Origin of the sequence: Poriferisphaera corsica (assembly GCF_007747445.1) — a bacterium.
GTDB lineage: Bacteria > Planctomycetota > Phycisphaerae > Phycisphaerales > Phycisphaeraceae > Poriferisphaera > Poriferisphaera corsica.
This window is the reverse complement of sequence record NZ_CP036425.1, coordinates 100,478-120,149: the sequence shown is the minus strand read 5'-3', so window position 1 is coordinate 120,149 and position 19,672 is coordinate 100,478. Positions and strand designations below refer to the sequence as shown.

The 19,672-nt window shown below is 47.4% G+C and carries 15 protein-coding genes and 1 tRNA gene; 3 read left to right on the top strand and 13 right to left on the bottom strand.

Annotation, left to right across the window (positions count from 1 at the left end; translation table 11 throughout):
- Positions 1-27: 27 nt before the first annotated feature.
- The 5 genes from KS4_RS00460 to KS4_RS00440 all read right to left on the bottom strand — a co-directional run bounded on the left by KS4_RS00460 (position 28) and on the right by KS4_RS00440 (position 6,278).
- Positions 28-492 carry a GreA/GreB family elongation factor gene (locus tag KS4_RS00460; RefSeq protein WP_200761422.1) on the bottom strand — a complete coding sequence of 155 codons (465 nt, stop codon included), beginning with the start codon at positions 490-492 and terminating at the stop codon, positions 28-30.
- 374 nt (positions 493-866) lie between these two features.
- Positions 867-1,751, bottom strand: coding sequence for a hypothetical protein (locus KS4_RS00455; protein ID WP_145073017.1), 885 nt, complete (start codon positions 1,749-1,751; stop codon positions 867-869).
- A 160-nt stretch (positions 1,752-1,911) separates the two neighbouring features.
- Entirely contained in the window at positions 1,912-3,315 is a 1,404-nt protein-coding gene (locus KS4_RS00450; RefSeq protein WP_145073014.1) for a glycoside hydrolase family protein, read from the bottom strand.
- 375 nt (positions 3,316-3,690) lie between these two features.
- On the bottom strand, positions 3,691-5,133 hold the full coding sequence (locus KS4_RS00445; protein WP_145073011.1) for a glycoside hydrolase family protein: 1,443 nt from the start codon (positions 5,131-5,133) through the stop codon (positions 3,691-3,693).
- A gap of 359 nt (positions 5,134-5,492) precedes the next feature.
- Positions 5,493-6,278 carry a hypothetical protein gene (locus KS4_RS00440; RefSeq protein WP_145073008.1) on the bottom strand — a complete coding sequence of 262 codons (786 nt, stop codon included), beginning with the start codon at positions 6,276-6,278 and terminating at the stop codon, positions 5,493-5,495.
- Between the two features lie 549 nt (positions 6,279-6,827).
- Between KS4_RS00440 and KS4_RS00435 the strand changes: the two genes are divergently transcribed.
- Both KS4_RS00435 and KS4_RS00430 read left to right on the top strand, forming a co-directional pair.
- Positions 6,828-6,900: transfer RNA gene (locus KS4_RS00435), tRNA-Asn, on the top strand.
- Positions 6,901-7,018: 118 nt separating this feature from the next.
- Positions 7,019-7,180, top strand: a complete 162-nt coding sequence (locus KS4_RS00430) for an SEC-C metal-binding domain-containing protein (protein ID WP_200761421.1) — start codon at positions 7,019-7,021, stop codon at positions 7,178-7,180.
- Positions 7,181-7,252: 72 nt separating this feature from the next.
- Here KS4_RS00430 and KS4_RS00425 read toward each other — a convergent pair whose 3' ends face one another.
- From KS4_RS00425 to KS4_RS00400, 6 genes are all read right to left on the bottom strand, one after another.
- On the bottom strand, positions 7,253-8,332 hold the full coding sequence (locus tag KS4_RS00425) for a glycosyltransferase (protein WP_145073005.1): 1,080 nt from the start codon (positions 8,330-8,332) through the stop codon (positions 7,253-7,255).
- Positions 8,329-9,027: a class I SAM-dependent methyltransferase gene (locus KS4_RS00420; RefSeq protein ID WP_200761420.1), complete on the bottom strand. Its 699-nt coding sequence runs from the start codon at positions 9,025-9,027 to the stop codon at positions 8,329-8,331. The genes KS4_RS00425 and KS4_RS00420 overlap by 4 nt, the downstream gene beginning before the upstream one ends.
- Positions 8,999-10,624, bottom strand: coding sequence for a lipopolysaccharide biosynthesis protein (locus KS4_RS00415; RefSeq protein WP_145072999.1), 1,626 nt, complete (start codon positions 10,622-10,624; stop codon positions 8,999-9,001). Before KS4_RS00415 ends, KS4_RS00420 begins: the two co-directional genes overlap by 29 nt.
- Positions 10,605-11,606 (bottom strand): GDP-mannose 4,6-dehydratase, encoded by a 1,002-nt coding sequence (locus tag KS4_RS00410; protein WP_200761419.1) that lies wholly within the window; start codon positions 11,604-11,606, stop codon positions 10,605-10,607. Before KS4_RS00410 ends, KS4_RS00415 begins: the two co-directional genes overlap by 20 nt.
- Positions 11,599-12,903, bottom strand: coding sequence for a class I SAM-dependent methyltransferase (locus tag KS4_RS00405; RefSeq protein ID WP_145072993.1), 1,305 nt, complete (start codon positions 12,901-12,903; stop codon positions 11,599-11,601). Before KS4_RS00405 ends, KS4_RS00410 begins: the two co-directional genes overlap by 8 nt.
- A 492-nt stretch (positions 12,904-13,395) precedes the next feature.
- Positions 13,396-14,142, bottom strand: a complete 747-nt coding sequence (locus tag KS4_RS00400; protein WP_234698893.1) for an FkbM family methyltransferase — start codon at positions 14,140-14,142, stop codon at positions 13,396-13,398.
- 361 nt (positions 14,143-14,503) lie between these two features.
- On the opposite strand from KS4_RS00400, the gene KS4_RS00395 reads away from it, so the two are divergent.
- Entirely contained in the window at positions 14,504-15,562 is a 1,059-nt protein-coding gene (locus tag KS4_RS00395; protein ID WP_145072986.1) for a glycosyltransferase family 2 protein, read from the top strand.
- Positions 15,563-15,674: 112 nt separating this feature from the next.
- Here the strand turns inward: KS4_RS00395 and KS4_RS00390 are convergent, their stop codons facing one another.
- Positions 15,675-17,984 (bottom strand): serine hydrolase domain-containing protein, encoded by a 2,310-nt coding sequence (locus KS4_RS00390; RefSeq protein ID WP_200761417.1) that lies wholly within the window; start codon positions 17,982-17,984, stop codon positions 15,675-15,677.
- Positions 17,985-18,862: 878 nt separating this feature from the next.
- On the bottom strand, positions 18,863-19,600 hold the full coding sequence (locus KS4_RS00385) for a TetR family transcriptional regulator (RefSeq protein ID WP_145072980.1): 738 nt from the start codon (positions 19,598-19,600) through the stop codon (positions 18,863-18,865).
- Between the last annotated feature and the right edge of the window lie 72 nt (positions 19,601-19,672).

The window sequence follows — 19,672 nt, the reverse complement described above, 5'->3', positions numbered from 1 at the left end:
AATCGTGAAAATCATCCTGCATATCGATCAGAGAATTTCAATGATCTCAAAACGCTTTTCACCACGAGGCAGATCAACCTTAACGGTTTCACCAACGCGAGCTTTCATCAAGGCTTCACCCATTGGGCTGCTAGCGGTAACTTCGATTTCGTCTGCATCAAAATTACCTGAGGCTTCGCCGACCAGCTTATAAAGATCTTCGTCGTCGTCATCGAGATCACGGAGCTTCACGACGGCACCGAGGAAAACCATGTCATCGGGAATATCTTCTGCAGCGGCAACCGAAACGTTGGTGAGACGCTCTTCCAAACGACGAATTTCGGCTTCGTTCATACCCTGATCATCACGTGCAGCGTGATAGTCAGCGTTTTCCTTGAGATCGCCATCAGCTCGCGCTTCCGCGATGCGTGCTGTGATCTCTGGTCGTCTACTCTTCAATTCTCCCAAACGCTTTTCCAGCGTTTCTTTTTCTTCTGCAGTCACGAATTCCACGATCACTACTCCCTTCATCGGCTATTCTGGGGTCTGGCGACTTCCCAGCCGGTATTTTTACATGTTTCTTTCAAATCAATATCGTAACCGAAATCACGTTCGGTTGACCACTGTTTTGCGGCGGTTCCTTACCGGACCTCACCTCACGGGTATACAAGCCCATTACCCCAAGATTGACCACACAATCCAAGCCCCCAAATCTCCCTAACCACGATTCTGCACTGCGATTATATGCAACCAGAACTGTAGTGTATCACAACATACCATGACATTTTTACAGATCCCACCATCCCCATCAAGCCATCTTTATTCCACGACATCCGCAAGCGTCGTAATTAACGACAATAGATATCACAATCTTTTTACCACGAACATTATTTTGCTTTGGTCGATACGATCATCTTCAGAACAACCCAGCCGCATATCCCCAATCCCATCACCGCACCAATCGTTATCCACCAGATTTCTTTGTCATAAACATCAAGCCCGAGCCCACCGTCGCCAGCACTGAGAAGCCAAAGCTGTTCCAAGGAATTAACCACACTGAATGTGTAATTAGTTCCTGTAACCTCAACAGTTAGCAGCCGTTGCAAGGGTGTGAACTCAAGTAAAGCCAAACCAAAAACCAACACCATACAAATCAACATCGCAATAATTCTTCGTGAACCATGAACCGACATTGCACCACAAGCAACGACAATGCCAGTAAGCAAACTCCAACCGATCAATAGCCCATTAATCAAAATAGTTTGTTCAATATACCAGCCACCAGTAATTTGTAGCGGCCAAATAACGGCCTGCAAAACGACAATTAAGCTCAACCACTCCATAAAGACCTCGCCCACCATTAAATACTTCTTTTTCCGAACAAGCCAGCGGCTCCCAATACTACTCAGCCGAAATGCTGGCCATACACCAAACAATCCAATCGCTGCGCCAAAAACCATCCACCGAACGCCCTCATTACCACCACCTAGCAACGCAACGACCAACCATGCACCCAACAGCCATAAGCACCACAAAAGTGTCAAAACCCGAATGTTAGCATCACGCAATTCAGCCGCACGTAAAGCCATTCTGCTTGGCTGGTTTTTGTTACCCGATTTCAGCGTACCTGCGTCCGGTAACTTTGAAGGTACATCCTCATCGCCAGAACTCGCTGACAAATGCTTAGCATCATCTTCTTCATTCCAGTCGTTGTGATCGCTTGATTTACTCATGTTTATATATCTAACGCGTAATACCGCCTGAATATTCATCGGCTATCCACAATATATCTCTCGTAAACATCATAAATCTGAAATACATTCAATATCAACATGATTATAAAATTACCATCGCAATAAAAAACGCCACCTATCCTGCCTCATGCCCTACGACACAAAAGCGAATAAATGGCGTGGTTTGACGTTTTATTAATTAAGCCAACGTAAATCGACAGCGTTTCATACTAAGCACACCAATAATTCCTAGAATCACTATCAAAACACCGGGCTCAGGTACTACAAGCAATTTCACATAGACAGGTGATTCGCCAACTATGATCTGAATATTGTCATTAAGCAATTCAAAATCCGAAGACCAATCACCAAATTGGCTATACGCCATCGATTCAACCCATTCAACTTGAGCACCCAAAAGGCTTACATCCAAATCTATTTCCAAACCATCTCCCGTTGGCGACCACATCACCCATATTTTATCGTGTTCATTTTCCCCACTAACAAATGAATAGATATAAGCATCAGTATCTGATTCGATGATACCTTCAAAACGATAGTCACCCAATTTTTCCTGCATTTGCTTCATTGCCCAATATGATTCTTTGGGTACGCCATGACGAGTAATCCCCTTCGAACCATGCAGCATCGCCTTATCATCATCATCAAACCAAAACATATACGCACGCTCAACATCCATCTCAGCAAAAGCCATGTAGGATCGTACGAGATACTGCGCTTGTTGACGTTCTGTTACATCACCCCGCCACTTTTCCCAGCCGTTTGGCGTACTCGCATTGGATGATGGCGCATCGTAGCCAAATTCAGTCACCCAAACTTCTCTACCTTCTGCAAAATTATTTCGCCAATCGATGACATCACGTACATTTTCAAGATAGCTCATCCGATCATCTTCAGGATGACTAACATCGTAATAAGGCCATCTCGTAAGATTCGGATAAGTGTGCACACTGATAATATCAACATAATCAATCACACTTTTCATTATTTCAATATCTTTGATGTATTTGCTCTGCGGATTAATTCCAACAGCGGCTGTCGAAATTTTCAGATTTGAATCGACCTCACGAATACCCATCGCCATATTTCGAAATATCTTCACATAAAGCTCATCATCCATATCGTGTGGCTCATTACCGATCTCAATTGTTTTAATCAGTCCATTGCCAACCGTCGGGCCAAAATACTGTGCAATGGCACGACCATATGCCTTTGCATCCGCGGCAATATTTGTCCAATCAGATGCTTTTTGAAAATGATTAAACATGATGCTGACATGTGAATCAATTCCCTGTGCATTCCACTTACTATATAACGACTCCCAATTCACACCATTTTGTGCAAAAGGGAAACTGGTCGCATTTGCAGAATCATTACCCACATCCCAAGAAAAACTATGATAATCACGAGCCAATTTTGAAACGGGACTATAGACCTCTGGCTTGAATAATACCGTATGACCATTAATACCAACAAAATCCTTCATCAAAGGTTCCGAAGCATATAGTGTCGACATCATTGACACATATGCGATCACCAAAACGACGATTTCACGACCCACACGACTCCAATTTTTTTGCATCTCAGCTCTCCAAATAGGTATAACAACCTCACTGTTCCACAAAAGAACAATGTGAACTCATTTAAATGAAATTTCAATGTTTCTAACTATAAATGAAGTTAGAAATACTTCACAACATATTCTGTTTTGTTATTTATAATAATTTAATTCTACTAAGTTAGTTTTGCTAAACGAAATACTATTAACAATATTTACTAAAAAACATTGTCAATTTGCCTACCTGTATCAGCTAAAAAAATATGTTTAACACTATTTTTACAGCATGAATCTATACATGCCTCGTTGACTACAGCAAGCATACTTATTTATATCCGTATAAAAAAGCAACTCAATTGAGTTGCTTATAAACACGAACATCAAATACATTGGAGATTATTATTTATTAATTTTCACATAGATCGGCGATTCACTAATGGTCACTTTTAGTTGGCTACGATTAACGACTTTGCATCCACCATTTGGCTTATCACTAATATGATCATCGTAAACAACATCGCCGTGCCAATCACCTGTACGCCCCACAGCCATTGGCTTAACCCATTCGACCTGTCCCTCAAAGCCGTTTAATACAACCTCAGCAACACGATCCTCACCAGTAGGTGACCAAATCGCCCATATCTCTTCATTCGCATCCGACCCATTAACATAAGCGTATGCGTATACATTTTCTGTCTCTTTGATCTTACGATCAAACCGATATTCACCCAATAAACGCTGGATTTGCTCCATACTCCAGTATGATTCTTTCGGCTTACCCATGCGCGTCACACCCGATGAACCAAACAACTGGGGCACATCATTATCATCAAACCAAAACAGATACGCACGATCAACCTTCATACCCGCAAAAATAAGGTACGAACGAGCAATGTACTGAGCTTGCTGACGATCAGTTACACAAACCCAATCTTTCCAATTACCATTTGGATTCGGCTTTTGAGTAGATGAATCCCAACCAAATTCAGTAATCCAAATCTCTTTATCCTTCGCATACTTGTCACGCCACTCAATAATACCTTTAACCGATTTGAGGTATTCAATTTCTTGATGCTCAGGATAAGTCATTTCATAGCTGGGCCACTTCTTTAAGAAGGGATAAGTGTGAACATTTAATACATCAAACAAATCAATATCATTGCGCAATACCTCAACATTACGATGGTATTTAGAGCTTTCACGATACTGTACTGAAGCAGGTAAAATCCGAATCGCTGGATCCGCATCACGAATTGCCTTAGCCATCAACTTGAAAACCTTCAAGTAAAACTCGTCGTTGTATGTTTTCGTTTCGTTACCAATCTCGATCGAAGACACAAGCCCATTGCCTTTAGTTGGCCCAAAAAATTCAGCAAAAGCCTTTGCGTACGCAGGTGCATCAACTTCGACATTCTTCCAATCTTTTTCCGTAAAACGATGAATCATTAATGACACATCAACCGTCATGCCGGAACCGAGCCAACTACCATAAATAATATTCCAATCAGTCCCGTTTGCTGCGATAGGAAATGTTGTTTTTCTACTTGAGTCATCCGCCAGATCCCAATTAATCCCATGAAAATCTCGAGCATTCTTGACTAGTGGACTATAGATCGACGCATTCATTTGAAACGTATGGCCATTGATCCCCATAAAATCTTTGATCAACGGCGCATTAAGCTTGGGCTTGAATCGGATCGCATGATCATTCACCCCAATAAACTCACTCGTCATCGGCTTCTGCTTTTCCACTCCCTCGTCAACAGCTAGCAATCCGCTGCACAGTGATAACGACAAAAGCCCCGCACAACCTGTTACAAACAATTTTGTGAACCTGCTCATAGATAGCGTCCTGTCAAAGAGTAGCGAAACACACACCATACCTACTGACAACACCGCACCGGTCACAACCGACGCATCGTTGTTCCATACACCATTTTCGACCATCAGCTAAGCCGGTTTATCAACCTGATACCCGACTCATTCGTCACGCCCGGCTAGCCTCTGGCCTCTTCATTGTTCCATCTATTGACACACGTGGTCACGTATGTTTTGAGCAATTGTTGCACACCCATGGTTCGAGGGCAAGACTTTTATTCTCCGCCCAGTTTTTTTTATCTGCCTTTTTGCCTTTACCCACACGCCAACAAAAAAACCCGCCTCATCTCAGCGGGTCTATAAAACACTGTCTTTTCTTAAATTTATTGATACATCCCACCGCCATGATCAGGCCCCGAATCATGCCCACCCGTCGTTATATACTGACTAATAGGCTGAATCACATGCGGCACCAATTTATCCATCGCCAACTGCTCACCATAACCACACAACTCACTAAACACCTTCCCCAGATCCCGAACATCACCCACCGGCTCATACTTCCGCATCGTCAAAAACACGCTCAACGGCTGATCTCGAAACGCTTGACTCGAACCCCTTCGACTCTTCTGCCGACTCTTAATCTCATAATAAACCTGCAGATCCCCTCGCTCAGTTAACGTACCACCCAACGACGGCTGCACATCCATCACCTTCCCATGCTCACTATACAACAACTCTGCAAGCGGCGAACCGGTATACAAAGCCTCATAAATCACATCATCGTGATTCCGTTCGCACTCTAGATCAAACCCAAAAAGCACCTCCACATAATCAATATCCAGTGGACTGAGTGTCAGAAAATGCGGGCTCAACTCCATAATCAATTTATGGTAGTCATACGCTTCCTTCATCGTCTCAGGATTCACTTGCCCCGCACGGATTTGATTCTTGCACAGCGCCAACCATTTGTAACGTGCATCAAGCCGCGCACTCTCAAGCGCCAGCTCACCTTCATAATGACGAAACTTCCGCATCTCAGGCATCGACCGCTTCATGCGATCAAAAAAGTGCAACACGGTCTCCCGATCTCGCGGCAGCTCGAGTTTCATCGCCAATTTCTGATTAATATAAAAATCAGTGCATAAAGCACCAAAGCTTGTAGCCATTGTCTAAACCCTTCATTCCGATGCAGACAATTTCTCCGCATCTTTTACCACACGGGTCATTCACAGCACCCACACACAACGTCATATCTTATAAATCTTCCCCAGATCCCACATATTCCCCTCTTGAACCCATACTCCAAGTATATCAATCAGCCTTACCATCTACGAGTACGTAAAAGTCGCATCACCCATAAACCCGCAAACCCTTATATAACATAAACTTACACAACCCAATATACGGCAGTCATTTAAAGCTCTTTTTCTTCAAGTTCAACTTGATGACACAACGCACACATACCCCCCTTTCCACACGTTATCAAGACCCCTCAACCATTCAATCGAGACTGAGATTCTCGCCAAAACCTCACCTCAACAGCCCAAAATCATTGACCTTTAAATTCCTATTCTAAAATAACTTATAACCATCATGCGACGGCACCTTGCCCAAGCACATCCCGATCTCCCCTCACCTCTAAACTGTACCACGGGTATACCTCCCCACAATTTGCTTCAAATCCTGTTTATGCTTAAAATTCCAAGCCTTAGCGATCCCCTGTAGCTCAATTGGTAGAGCGTCGGACTGTTAATCCGCAGGTTGCTGGTTCGAGTCCAGCCGGGGGAGCTTAAAACTTCAAAGCCAGTATCTTCACGATGCTGGCTTTTTCAATGTTCTCTTGCCACCCAACCACGGAGGTGCACCATGGCAAATAAATACCACAAGGACAATTTTTAACTGGCCGATGAGTAAACGCAAACGTGGTTTCCCATCCGAAACCAACGTCAAACGCGGCATACGCATCGTTCACGCTAACAAAATCCTCGAAGAAAAACTTGGTCGAAACGACCCCTGCCCCTGCGGCTCAAACAAACGCTTTCAAAAAGTGCTGCCTCAAATCAGGTAGATTTTGACGGCATACTCCGTGACTTATATTCAAGGTAAATTCAAAGCCAACATCACAGTGATGTTGGCTTTTTCACGATCTCTCCACAGCCTCACACCATTCAATAACATTCATATACCGCCCATATACCTCCATATGCTCCGACGCCACATCCTCCCATTGCCGGCCTTGCCTCACATCCCCACCTCGCACCCCAATATACCTCTCCAGCGCTTTCTTCATCTCATCCAAATCACCTATCCGCGCATAATACGTATTCGTCTCTGATTCATACCCCCGCCTTTTCTTCGATGTCGTCAGCTTAAACGTTTCATGCTCCATCGCCGCCAGCAAAGACGTATTCCAATCATCTCCACCATCCCGATATGGCAACACAATCGCATCACTCACCTCCATCAAATCCGATAGCCGTTGACCATCCAGATAACCACAAAACACCTCAGCAGCATCCCAACCATATTCACCGCACCGATCTCGCAACGCCGCGTGGTAAGCTTCTGTCTGCTCAAACGCCCGTCCCGACACGACCAGCCGATGTTTTCGCACATCACAAATCTGGAACAATAGTTCAGTTTCATTCGCAGGCGTCAAAAAGCCAAACGACAACACCAATTTCTTCTTTCCTACACCCCATTTCTCTCTCAGCTTCTCACGTCCACCCCGCCCAACCTTCGCACTCGGCAACATACTGGCATTCGCAATATGTACCATCCGCTTCATTGTGGCGATTTTCCATCCCCACATCAGCTTCGCCCATCTCGGACTAATCACCACCTTCGCCCCCCATACAATCGGCCAAACACGCCAACTATTAGGCCGTTCATGTAACGTCGTCACAATCGGCACACGCCGATAAAACCGTTTAAGCGCCTTATAAAACAGATACAACGCCAACGATTCACTCGATGGATACTGTATATGAACAACCTCTGGCTTCCACCTATCCAACACATCCCACATCCCTACTCCTCGCCGCACATCTATCCGCACAACACGCACACCATCTTCATCACTCACCCAACCTCCCTTGCCATCCCCTACGCATCCCAACACCACATCCACACCGACACGACTCAAATGCGCAGCTAAATGCTTGGCGTACATCCCAATCCCACATCCCTCTATCCGACCTGTCAAGATCAGCAATCTCATGTCGTATTCATCTTTTCAAATATGACGCACATAAACGTGTAATCAAAACCGCGATACCGAACCGTCGTTTCCTCACACCGTGGCATCTCACGCTCTCCAGCAACCACTAATCCGTATTGGGCCGCCATACCAATCATTTCATCAACCATCTCTGTATTAAACACACACCACGGCAAATCGAAAATCCGCTCCTCAACCAATAACCCTTGATCAAAATCATGCCAGTAATCAAACGTGACAATCAACTTCCCCTCATTCTTTAATAGCCTCCCACATTCTCTAAAAAACCGCTCCAAATCAACCCCATGCTCTATCACCGACACGCACGTCAGTACGTCAAACCCCTCATCCTCAAACGGCGTATCACACAAATCTCCAACCACAATATCATGTTCCCCCGTATAACCAAACGGCCAAAACTTCCGCAACCATCTCTGACGTCGTCTCAAAATTGGCTTACTAAAATCTATCCCTTGAATTTTTCGATACCCCAATTTACGCAATAACCGCAGCGTATAACCATCCCCAGAACCCATATCTAAAACCTTCACATCTCGCTTCACTCGATTGAGTTCATTCACCACACAAACATGATCCCAATTTTTCTGCCGTGTGAAATGCAACGGGATCTTACGTTCATTCAAAAACGTAACTGCTGACTCAACCTCAGACTGATTCTTTAGCAACGTAATCATGCGCAACACCCTCCATGACCCCACCCTCATTATCACCCAGCTCGGCATTCCTGCGAGCATCCATTAAACGCCAAAAGAACATCATCCCACCACCTACAACCAACAACATAAATACGCCTTTACCCACCAACACCATAAGCAGCTCAAACCGTCCTACTCCGTCACCAACATTAAACAATTCAACAACGTACCCGCTCAACACAATCAATGCGCATCCTGGCAGCATCCCCATTACCAAATACCGTCCGACCACGCCACCTAACAACTTACGTGACATAATCCCTGACAGTAAAATCACATTCAAAAAATACAACACCGCCGCCGCGATACCCAGACCATACAAACCCCACCAATGTAGCCCAACCCAGTATGCCACAAACGCATATATCGTAAGCGCAATCCCCACAACCAAAGCATGTTTCTCGTACCCGCCCGCCAACAGTACCGTATATGCCGGCACAACAAACACATTGAGCGCCGGCCCCAACACCAACACAAATAGCACCGGCTTCAAAAATCGCGCTACCTCCAACTCCGCCGTCCAAACATAGATGAATTCACCACTATATAAATAGACGAACCCCAACATCGGCAGCAACACCACCGTCAACAAACACATCGTATAAATATATTGCCTTCGACATGCCCCCAAATGCCCCTTCTTTAACATCCCCACAAACCGTGGAAACATCGCATTATATATCGGCAACGACAACACACTAATAATCCCACTACCAATAGTCATCGCCAAAGTGTAATAACCAAACACTTCAAGACCCATCACCCCACTCACCAACACACGATCCATCTGCGTCAACACCGTACTCACCAACATAATCCCCAGCATCGCCGCCGCAAAATCCCACGTCCCTAATAAAACCTGCAAATCAAAATTCGCCCTCATCATTTCCCTCAATCGCCCCGCCCAAATACTCGCAAACGACAACACCCAATACAGCCCAGCACACACCAAAACACCCACAAAGAACGCCTTCACCCCAACATCACCTTCAAACCCAACCAGCAAACTCAAGCTAACCGTATGATAGACCATAACATCAATCAATCGAATTACATTACTCGTTACAATCCGTTCTCTTCCAACCAGCGCCGCATGATAAATCCCTGCGCACCATCGAAGCGTCGCAACACCACACGCAATCAACAACAAAACCTCAATCCGCATACCTCCAAACCGCTCTACCCCCAACCATGTCCCACCAATCATCCATACCCCAAGACTACCCAGCACAAACATCAACACCGCCAACAAATAAAACACCACCTCATAGGTTCTCACCACATGAATAAAAGACACCCCATCCCACACCCCGCTTCTTTCCTCTGCAACTTGCTTACTCAGCGATGCAGACAATCCCATATCAAATAATCGCAGTACATTCGCGATCACCTGAAAAACACCCAATACTCCAATCCCCATCATCCCCAAATACTTGATATATATAGGTAACAACAAAATATTTGCACACGTTTGCAACACCGTCGCCGTACTGCCCGCAAAAATATTTACGCTCAGCCGACGCAACGACCCACCCACAGCCTCAGCATTTTTCTCTTTAACCAATGATTGATCCATGAGCCCTTTCCTGCAGCACAATCGCCTGTGCCGTCATCGTCTCCACCAACTCCTCGAAACACACCCCCGGCCGCCAATCCGTCACACTCATAATCCGACTCGCATCACCCACCCGACCACTGTTCCGCCGCCTCATCGCCAACCCTTCACTACGCACATATTTCTCCATCTCCAAGCCCACACACTCAAAAGCATGCCGCACAAAATCACCCGTACAATGCCCAACTCCCGACGCGATCACATACTCTCGTGGCTCGTCACACTGCCCCAAAACCTTGACCATCGCTTTTACAACATCTCCCGCATACAACCAATCAACAACCGCATTCATATCCCCCACCACCAATTCATCACTCAAACCCAGCTTGATCCGCGCAACACCATCCACAACCTTCCGTGTAAAAAACATCGGCTTCCGATAGATCGACTCATGGTTAAACAACATCCCCACTGCCGCATAAACACCGCGTTTCCGATACGCCTCACACATCTGCATCGCATACAGCTTCTCAACCCCATAAACCTCGCTCGGCTCCCTCACCGTCGATTCACTAATCCTCACCCCACCACGAGGCGCCCCATACACCAACGAACTACTCGCATAAAACAACCTCGCCCCCTTCACATACCGCTCAATCGCATCCAGGAAATTCACCACCCCCCGCACATTCACATCAAACCCACATTCCAACCCCTCTCTTAAATCATCAACCTCTCTATCACGACTCCCCTTCCCTACAGATGCATGATGATGCGCCGCTAAATAATAAACCTCTCGTGGCCCGACCTCGCGCATCAACCATCCCACTTCTTTTTCATCACGCACATCTATCCGCTCAAACCCAACGTTCAGCCCCGCCGAGCACGCAACACCACGCCGCCCGACCCCGATCCATAGTTTCCCCTGCTCATCAAAATACTCACGTAATAACCTTCCATCTTGTCCCTCATGCCCCACAATTAAATGAATCTTCTCAGACAACCTCGACCTCCGGCAATGGGAAGATGAAATGCCCACCATCATTCATGTAACCCTGCTCTCGATTCAATATGTCATGGCGAAAATGCCACGGCAAAACCAAAAAGTAATCCGGCTTCATCGCTCTCACATCACCGTCCGACATAATCGGTATATGACTCCCCGGCGTCACGCACCCAAACTTGTCCGGATTAATCTCACCAACTGCCCTCACCAATTCCTCATCAATCCCCGAATACTGCAACAACACATTCCCCTTCGTCGATGCCCCATACCCCACAACAACCTGACCCGCCCGCTTTATCCGCATCAACAAATCCAGCAGCAAATCCCTTTGTAAATCAATCTTCTTCTGGAACCGTTCAAACACCCCAACTCCCGTCACACCCAACATCATCTCTGACCGCATCGCCCACTCAATCACCGCATGATTACACGAACGCTCACTACCCTTCTTCACCGCGCTCACCGCAAAACTTCCACCATTCACATCATTAAACGACAAATCCAAAATCTTCATCCCCGCACGATCTAATATCCGTTCAATGCTATGCACACTGTAATACAACAAATGCTCCTGACAGATCGTGTCATACGAACTCGTCCGCAACATTGCCGGCAAATAACTCTGCTCAAAATGCCATACCCCCTCATCATCCAGCACCTCACAAATATCACGTGCAAACTTCACCGGATCAGGCAAGTCATAAAACATCGCGATCGATGTCACCAACTTCGCCTTCTCACCCCCACTCACCCCCCAGTAATTTTCAGCCGAGAAAAAATCATGCACCACCTGTATATCTTGCTCGTAGTACTTCAAAAACTTTTCACTCGTCGGATCAATCCCAACCCGATTCAAACCCATCCCCCCGTATGCATTCAACGATGTACCGTCATTGCTCCCAATATCCAATACCCAATCGCCCGCCTCGAGTCCGACTAATCGCTTCAAATACGACACCTTCTTTTCAAGGTGCACAACCATACTTTTATTCAGCCCCGATCGATACCCATAGTTCTCACCATACATCAGCCCCGAATCATAATCATGACACAACTGCACTAACGTACACCCTGTACAGAAACCCAGACTCAACGGCCCGAACGGCGGATCACTCGCCGCATCCTTCGGAAATATCCCCGTCATCGCCTGCATCCCTAAATCAACCACGCCCTTCTCTAACCGCGTCCCACAAACCCTGCAATTCTCGCGTTCTCGGTATATCTCTCCCGCCGCAACACGCTCATCAACTTTCGTCCCAATGCCTTCCGCTTTCGGCAAGTCGTACGCGCGCATAACAATCCTTTATGATGAACTCATCAGGTGAATCAACGTAATAGCACATCACACAACACACTGCGTCCTTCGCAGAATGTCCCATCAAACAACACGCATCAACGTGCTTCGATATGCCATCAACAAACACAATCAAACAATCGTTTGATCATCGCATGAACTAAAGAAACCAACTACATGCATAGACACAAAACATAAACAAACACATGACAAACAAATTAAATCGCCACATGCCATCACATCAACCCTAAGGTTAACATGTGCATACTACGCAAGAAGCTTTAAACAAATATGAATCAAACAAATAGAACAACCACACTTCTTTTTTAAAGCAATAAACGTATACACTTAACACATGATCTAGTCTATGTTCATCAGCAGATCATTGATATCTACTAATCATTCAACATCAAATCATTAATCATCATGTCAGTAATTTCGCAACACACTTTAAAAACATACACCACCACAAACCACACTCAGAATATAACCCTATCCAAGTTGATACTCAATACTTTTAATCTTGCCCACAACTTCTTCAAATCGACCCACCGCAACAAACAAATAATTAACCGCCAATCTCCCCGTACTTCTTTCTTTAACCCAAGTTTTAACCATCTCTTCATCCACCTCTTCAGCATTCTCATCAAGAAGTAAGCATCGATAACCAGATTCAAAAAATAATTCAAATGTCCTTAAAAAACAGGGATTTACACCATCTGGATGATATTCATTCATCGTTATCTCAATCAGCCAGATCGGCTTCTCTCCGCTTTCTTGATCACCTTCTATCACTCGATTAGCCCCACGTAACGCGTGATATTCGTAACCTTCGATATCCATTTTGATCAAATGTTTACTACCTAGGTATTCTTCCTCGATTAACCTATCTAACGTCGTCATCGCAGCAAAGCGTTTAAATTTTGACGAAGCCCCAGCCCATTTCTCAATGAACGAAGCACCCGTACTTGAAGCGCCATACATCACTTCGACTCCTCGTCTGTCCGACAAACCAAATGAAAACAGGTCAATATCATCCCAACCATTCAAATACATATTTTCACACAGATGCTGAAAATTCTTCTGAAGCGGCTCAATCGCTACCACCTTCACACCTCGATTTCTCGCAAAACAACTGAAATATCCAATATTTGCTCCCACATCAACAAATACATCAACATCGTCAAGCAATTTACCCAACACTGCAATCTCATCTAATTCAAACTCTCCCCGCTGCATCGCCACATGATGCTGCGACCGCGACCCCACCATCTTAAATCCCCACTTCGTCGTTGCCGCCTCACATTTCCCACCAACATAACTATCATAGACATCCCTCAGAAGTATCTTAAAATAGCACCAACTACGCTGCACGCGTCCCATCAAGCCCCAGACTTTCCGCTTGAATCCCTGAATCATTCAATCACCCCTTTTCTTATTCCAAAGCTGAAATCACATTTTTCCATCTGTAAATGACCACCTGCTCGATAACACGCATCCACACATAGCTTACCCTCAAACACTAACGTCGCAATCTTTCTTTTATTCTTACTAAGAACCTTAACACTTTAGCGAGTATCACACCACGAAAGCCTGCACTTTGAATCCTAAACCAGAACCCAACAAGCCCCGTCTCTCTTTCTGTATCCCCACCTACAACTTCGGCCAGTTCCTTCCACAAACACTTGACTCCATCATCTCTCAAGACAACGGCCACATCGAAATCGTCATTGTCGACGGCAACTCCACCGACAACACCGACCAGATCATCCACGAGTATCAACAACGCTTCCCCCGACTCACCTTCTTCAAGCGCGACAAACGTTGCGGCGTCGATCGAGATATCCTCAAATCCGTCGAACTCGCGCAAAGCGACTACTGTTGGCTCTTCTCCGCCGACGACGTCCTCTCACCAGGTGCCATCGATCTCATCTTCCAAAACCTCACCGGCCAGTGGAATATCGCCATCCTCAACTTCATGCTCTGCGACTACAACCTCAACCCCATCACCTCGCACGACATCTTAAACTCAGCCGACAAACACAAAACCTATAACTGGTCAGACCCTGCCGAACTCAACGACTACCTCTCCCGCTCGCTCACTTCCACCGCCCTCTTCAGCTTCATCTCCTCCATCATCGTCAACCGCAACGATTGGCTCGCCGCTGATCCATGCACCGAATTCCACGACTCCTGCTGGATCATTCAGGCCAAAGCTTACGCCATCGCCAAAAACAATCTCACACTCTGGTACTACCCCGACCCCGTCTTCCTCAAGCGTGGCGAGAACGATTCATTCCTCTACCTCGGCATCGCCGGCCGCGTCGAACTCGCACTCGATAAATTCCCCGCCATCGCACAACACTTCTGGGGCAAAAACTCACCCATCCACCGCGCCGCCAAACGTGTCACCCGTAACGAAATCTCATTCTCCTCCCTCCTCGTCTTCAAAGAAAAAGCGTCCCAGCACAACGAGTCCCTCACCAAGCTCTACAACGTCATCCGCCGCAGCTGGATCCGCTACAAACGTGACCATCTATCATTCCTCATCATCCGCCTCTTCCCCATCTCCCTCATCTACCAGCTCCGCGATCTTTGCAAAAAAAACGCATCTCTCTTCCGCATGGTCAAATCAATCCAAACCAAGCTCGACCTCTAACCATCCCCCCCTTTTTCGTTTCATCTAACTGTGGATACGCTCATAAACCTGCGCACAACAACCCCACGATCGTCAGCCGTGGGGTGTCATTGTTTCATCTTCATCTCTCATCTCACTCCATGTAGTCCGCGATCGTATGGAAAAACGCTTGGTAATGCTCCTCATAATCCTTCCCGCCCCCCGGCCGCGCCATCGTTATAACCAGCCCATGATCTAAATCAACCCGAAAAATCGACGACGTCGCAGACCCATGTCCAAACATCCGCTTGCCAAACCGTAACTTCGTTCGCGCTTCATCCTCATGCACATCGCGATACCAATTCGATCCCAAACCATACTCATCATCATATTCGCTCATCTTCTCAAACACATCACCCCTCCGTACTGGCAACATCTCGTCCCGCGTTTTCTCATCAAAAAACTTCAACGCCCCATACTTCCCACCATTCAACAACATCTGTCCCACCACCGCCATATCTCGCGCCGTCGTATTCGTACCAAACGACGTGTCATACACATCCGTATCCACACACCCCAACGGCCCATACAGCTTCTTCTGCATATATCGCTCAAAACTTACACCCCCCATCACCTCTAGCGTGCGTCCCACCAAATTCAAACTCAGCCCGTTATACTTCACCCTCACCCCAGGCTCCAAACTCGGCAACATTCCCTTCACATTCTCCTCAAACCATAAATTCCCCATCCCACCATAATTCCCATGCCCTTCCGTCCCCGCCGAATGCATCATACACATCCGTACCGACATCATCTTCTCTCCCTCCCTTGCAAACCCCTTTAAATACAGCCCCAACGCATCTTCCACATCGATCAACCCCTCATATCGCGCCATCGATAACACCGAGCTAAACAGCAACTTCGAGATCGACGCCACATGAAACCGCGTCTTCTCATCAATCACCCGACTATCCTTCGGATAGTGCGCCCCTCGATAACCAATCACACCCTTCCTCACCACCATCACCGTAAACGGCTCGCCCCCCTCATCACTCCACGTCTGACACACCTCCGCAATCGCTTCCTTAAACCCCTCTTTAAAACCAGCCTCAGACAATCCCCCCTCATGCACCATCATCCCACGCTCCTCATCCGCACCTATCACACGCGGCCCCTCTATCCTTCGGTTAGGCTTAGCCTCAATCCCATCAGCCTTCAATTTAACCTTCAACAGATAATCACTACTCATGATCCGCGTATTCAACCATTCCTCCCACTCAGCCCCCGCCTTCCTCTGTTCACCCCAAGCATGCAGCGCGCCCAGCACGCGAGCTCGCCGCTGCTGCTTCGCCACCAGATCTTCCTGCCGCCAGACCTGCTCAACTCCCATCATCGCCTCCCCATCCGTCAATACCGCGCGATCGATCCCAACCATCTCTAAATAATCACCATCTATTTCGCCCAGCAAACCCGCCTTCTCATACCCATCAGGCAAACCATAAAATGGATAACCCCGCGTAACACTGACCTCATCACTCAACACCTCAATCACCGCACCATATCGCCCCACGCCTACAGGCTTCTCAACCTCATTTGCCTCACCATCAAACCACCTCACACGCAGCGCATAGTCACCCAGCACCTCCGCAGCCATCGTCTCGTTTTCAAAACCTAACTCAGGAAACGCGCCATCACCCACATGAAACTGATACGCACCTTCATCCCCCAAACCCACCACACGCATCCCCGCCAGCCGCTCAACCTTCACCTTCAACTGCTGCCGCCGGTGCATCGCCTCCTGCTCACCCCGGGTCATCAAATCCCACACAAATCCCCAATCCCCTGTCCCATTCTCAACCTTGACCATCACCCGGTTCACGCCTCGCTTCACCTCAAACGCAAACGCATCATCCCCCAGCGCCATCGATCGGCCATGCTTGCGAAACGCATGCACCTGCTCACCATTCACCCAAACCACTGCTCGGTCATCCGAACCAAACACCGCATAAACCTGCCCCGCCTCCTTCGCCGCAATCTCACCATATGCATACCCCACTCGCCGATCACTCGCCGTCACCAAATCCTGAAAATTCACCACCTCACCCAGCTTACGATTCATCCGCGCCGCCTTCGCCTCCCATAGTCGACCCGTCTTATCATCCTGATACCTCACCACCATCCCATCACGCAGCACCACTTCCGCCTCACCCCCGACCCCATCAAGGCCTTTCAAATAATCCCGATCCAAACCCGCCGCATCCGTACCATCCGCTCTCACCCCACCCCCCAACAGCTCATTCGGCAAACCCGCTAACACCACCCAACTCACCTCCAATTTCTCCCCCCGCGCTTTCAACTCGCCCAACCCCAACGGATCACCACCATCAGCCTCAGCCCCCCAACTCCCAGCACCACCAGCCAAGACCATTAACACAAACAACGCAATCAGCTTCATCTGACTCATCATCACACCTCACCTCTAATCAGGAGTTAGTTATTAATAAACAACAGAGTTAATTCAACCACCAAACAACATACCACCTTGCCGCATACCACACCACCATTTCTTATACCCCACCCCATCCCCCCTCATCTCCCCCCTCATCTCCCCCCTGTTTCATCTCTGTTTCCTCCCTTTGTATCTTTTACTTCTTCGCTCCTACCGATCATTTTTATTTCTTTCACGCATGACTCCCAAACCTCCAACTCGTCATCAGCCCAAAAGAAAACGCTCATCCAAACTTCTTCAAGCCATGACCGCCGGTTATGGGGTGTTTTTAATAATCAACCATCAATCGCCTGCAACACTAAATACCCACTTCGTTGTACACGACAAGCCCAGCCAAAACACCATTAGCCGCCCCGACATAAACCCCTCAAATCTGCAATCGTTCCAAATTTTCACTTGCGAGACACACCTCAACTAGACGCGCGCACAAACTAAACCGCTCAGCGCGCACGTTCTGCGCATGTGCTCAAAAAACGCATCAAAACTCTCAAAACCTTAACCTTTTCTCACCAAAGCTCACCAAAGTTTGGCCCAAACACGCCATTTCTTAAAACCAATGGTTTCCCCCAACTTCAAAGCCTAACCTCACCCACCACAACCATTTGCAACCTAAAAACCCTTAAAAACAAGCGCATTTGTGTGCACCGCCCTTCCATTTCTGTGCGCGCAACAAGCCAGCCCGTCAATTGCTTTAATCATCTAAGCTGTCATCACTTGCCACAACCACCCACCTAAATCTGTACAAAACGTGCGCGCCATCTGTGCGCACAAAATGGATAGCCATCCAAGCCCAAAGCCTATCGAACGACTCATCATCACACCAGCACATCACCTCAATCGCGCGCCGCCTCCCGCATCAACACCAACGCCGCCCGCTTCGCCCACTCACCTGAGTCACCCATACCAATCTCATTTCCACTGACCTGTCCCTCCACCTGCGCCGCAACAATCGCGCCGTCCAACAGAATATTCAACTGCTCAGACAACCTTGATGGATTCCTTAACCCCGCCTCTTCACACTGGTTACGCAGGAATCGAACGACCGTTCGTTTATGCTCACTCGCCACCCCGCGCACCTCGCAGCCCGCATCCTCATACGCCGCCGACGCATTAATAAACATGCACCCCGAAAACTGTTCTTCTTCAAACCACCCACAATGAAAATCAAACAACCCAATAATCCGCCACACCCCTTTGCGCCGGCCAAGCGACATTTCCCTCACCCATTCATCCGCCCCACACTCGCCCCCCTCACAATCCATCACGCTCTCAAGCCCAACAGCCCCGTTTTCCCCACCCTTCGCCCGCGCCTCAACCGCGCGCGCAAGTGCGCCTTCATATCGATCAATCGCCTCATCTGCTCCCTTCAACATCAACTCACGAAACTGCTCATCACGCTGCCGAAGCGCCGCAACCACCAACGCCTCCTTCGACTCAAAATGGTTATATAACGTCATCCGACTAATCCCCCCCACCTCCAACACCTGATCAATATTCGTTTTATGGAACCCGTGTCTGTAAAACACGTCCACAGCAGCATTCACAAGATCATCTCGACGACTCGGCGGCATATCAAAACTCCTTATCCCCCCATCATACACACCTACAAACACCTACACGTCCCCCCTATACCCACACCCCCC

Bases quoted from the DNA above. Each gene is read 5' to 3' on its own strand.
- KS4_RS00420 (WP_200761420.1), bottom strand. From the start codon at position 9,027: ATGATTACGTTGCTAAAGAATCAGTCTGAGGTTGAGTCAGCAGTTACG.
- KS4_RS00455 (WP_145073017.1), bottom strand. From the start codon at position 1,751: ATGAATATTCAGGCGGTATTACGCGTTAGATATATAAACATGAGTAAA.
- KS4_RS00430 (WP_200761421.1), top strand. From the start codon at position 7,019: ATGAGTAAACGCAAACGTGGTTTCCCATCCGAAACCAACGTCAAACGC.
- KS4_RS00390 (WP_200761417.1), bottom strand. From the start codon at position 17,984: ATGAGTCAGATGAAGCTGATTGCGTTGTTTGTGTTAATGGTCTTGGCT.
- KS4_RS00405 (WP_145072993.1), bottom strand. From the start codon at position 12,903: ATGCGCGCGTACGACTTGCCGAAAGCGGAAGGCATTGGGACGAAAGTT.
- KS4_RS00415 (WP_145072999.1), bottom strand. From the start codon at position 10,624: ATGGATCAATCATTGGTTAAAGAGAAAAATGCTGAGGCTGTGGGTGGG.
- KS4_RS00425 (WP_145073005.1), bottom strand. From the start codon at position 8,332: ATGAGATTGCTGATCTTGACAGGTCGGATAGAGGGATGTGGGATTGGG.
- KS4_RS00450 (WP_145073014.1), bottom strand. From the start codon at position 3,315: ATGCAAAAAAATTGGAGTCGTGTGGGTCGTGAAATCGTCGTTTTGGTG.
- KS4_RS00385 (WP_145072980.1), bottom strand. From the start codon at position 19,600: ATGCCGCCGAGTCGTCGAGATGATCTTGTGAATGCTGCTGTGGACGTG.
- KS4_RS00445 (WP_145073011.1), bottom strand. From the start codon at position 5,133: ATGAGCAGGTTCACAAAATTGTTTGTAACAGGTTGTGCGGGGCTTTTG.
- KS4_RS00440 (WP_145073008.1), bottom strand. From the start codon at position 6,278: ATGGCTACAAGCTTTGGTGCTTTATGCACTGATTTTTATATTAATCAG.
- KS4_RS00400 (WP_234698893.1), bottom strand. From the start codon at position 14,142: ATGCAGCGGGGAGAGTTTGAATTAGATGAGATTGCAGTGTTGGGTAAA.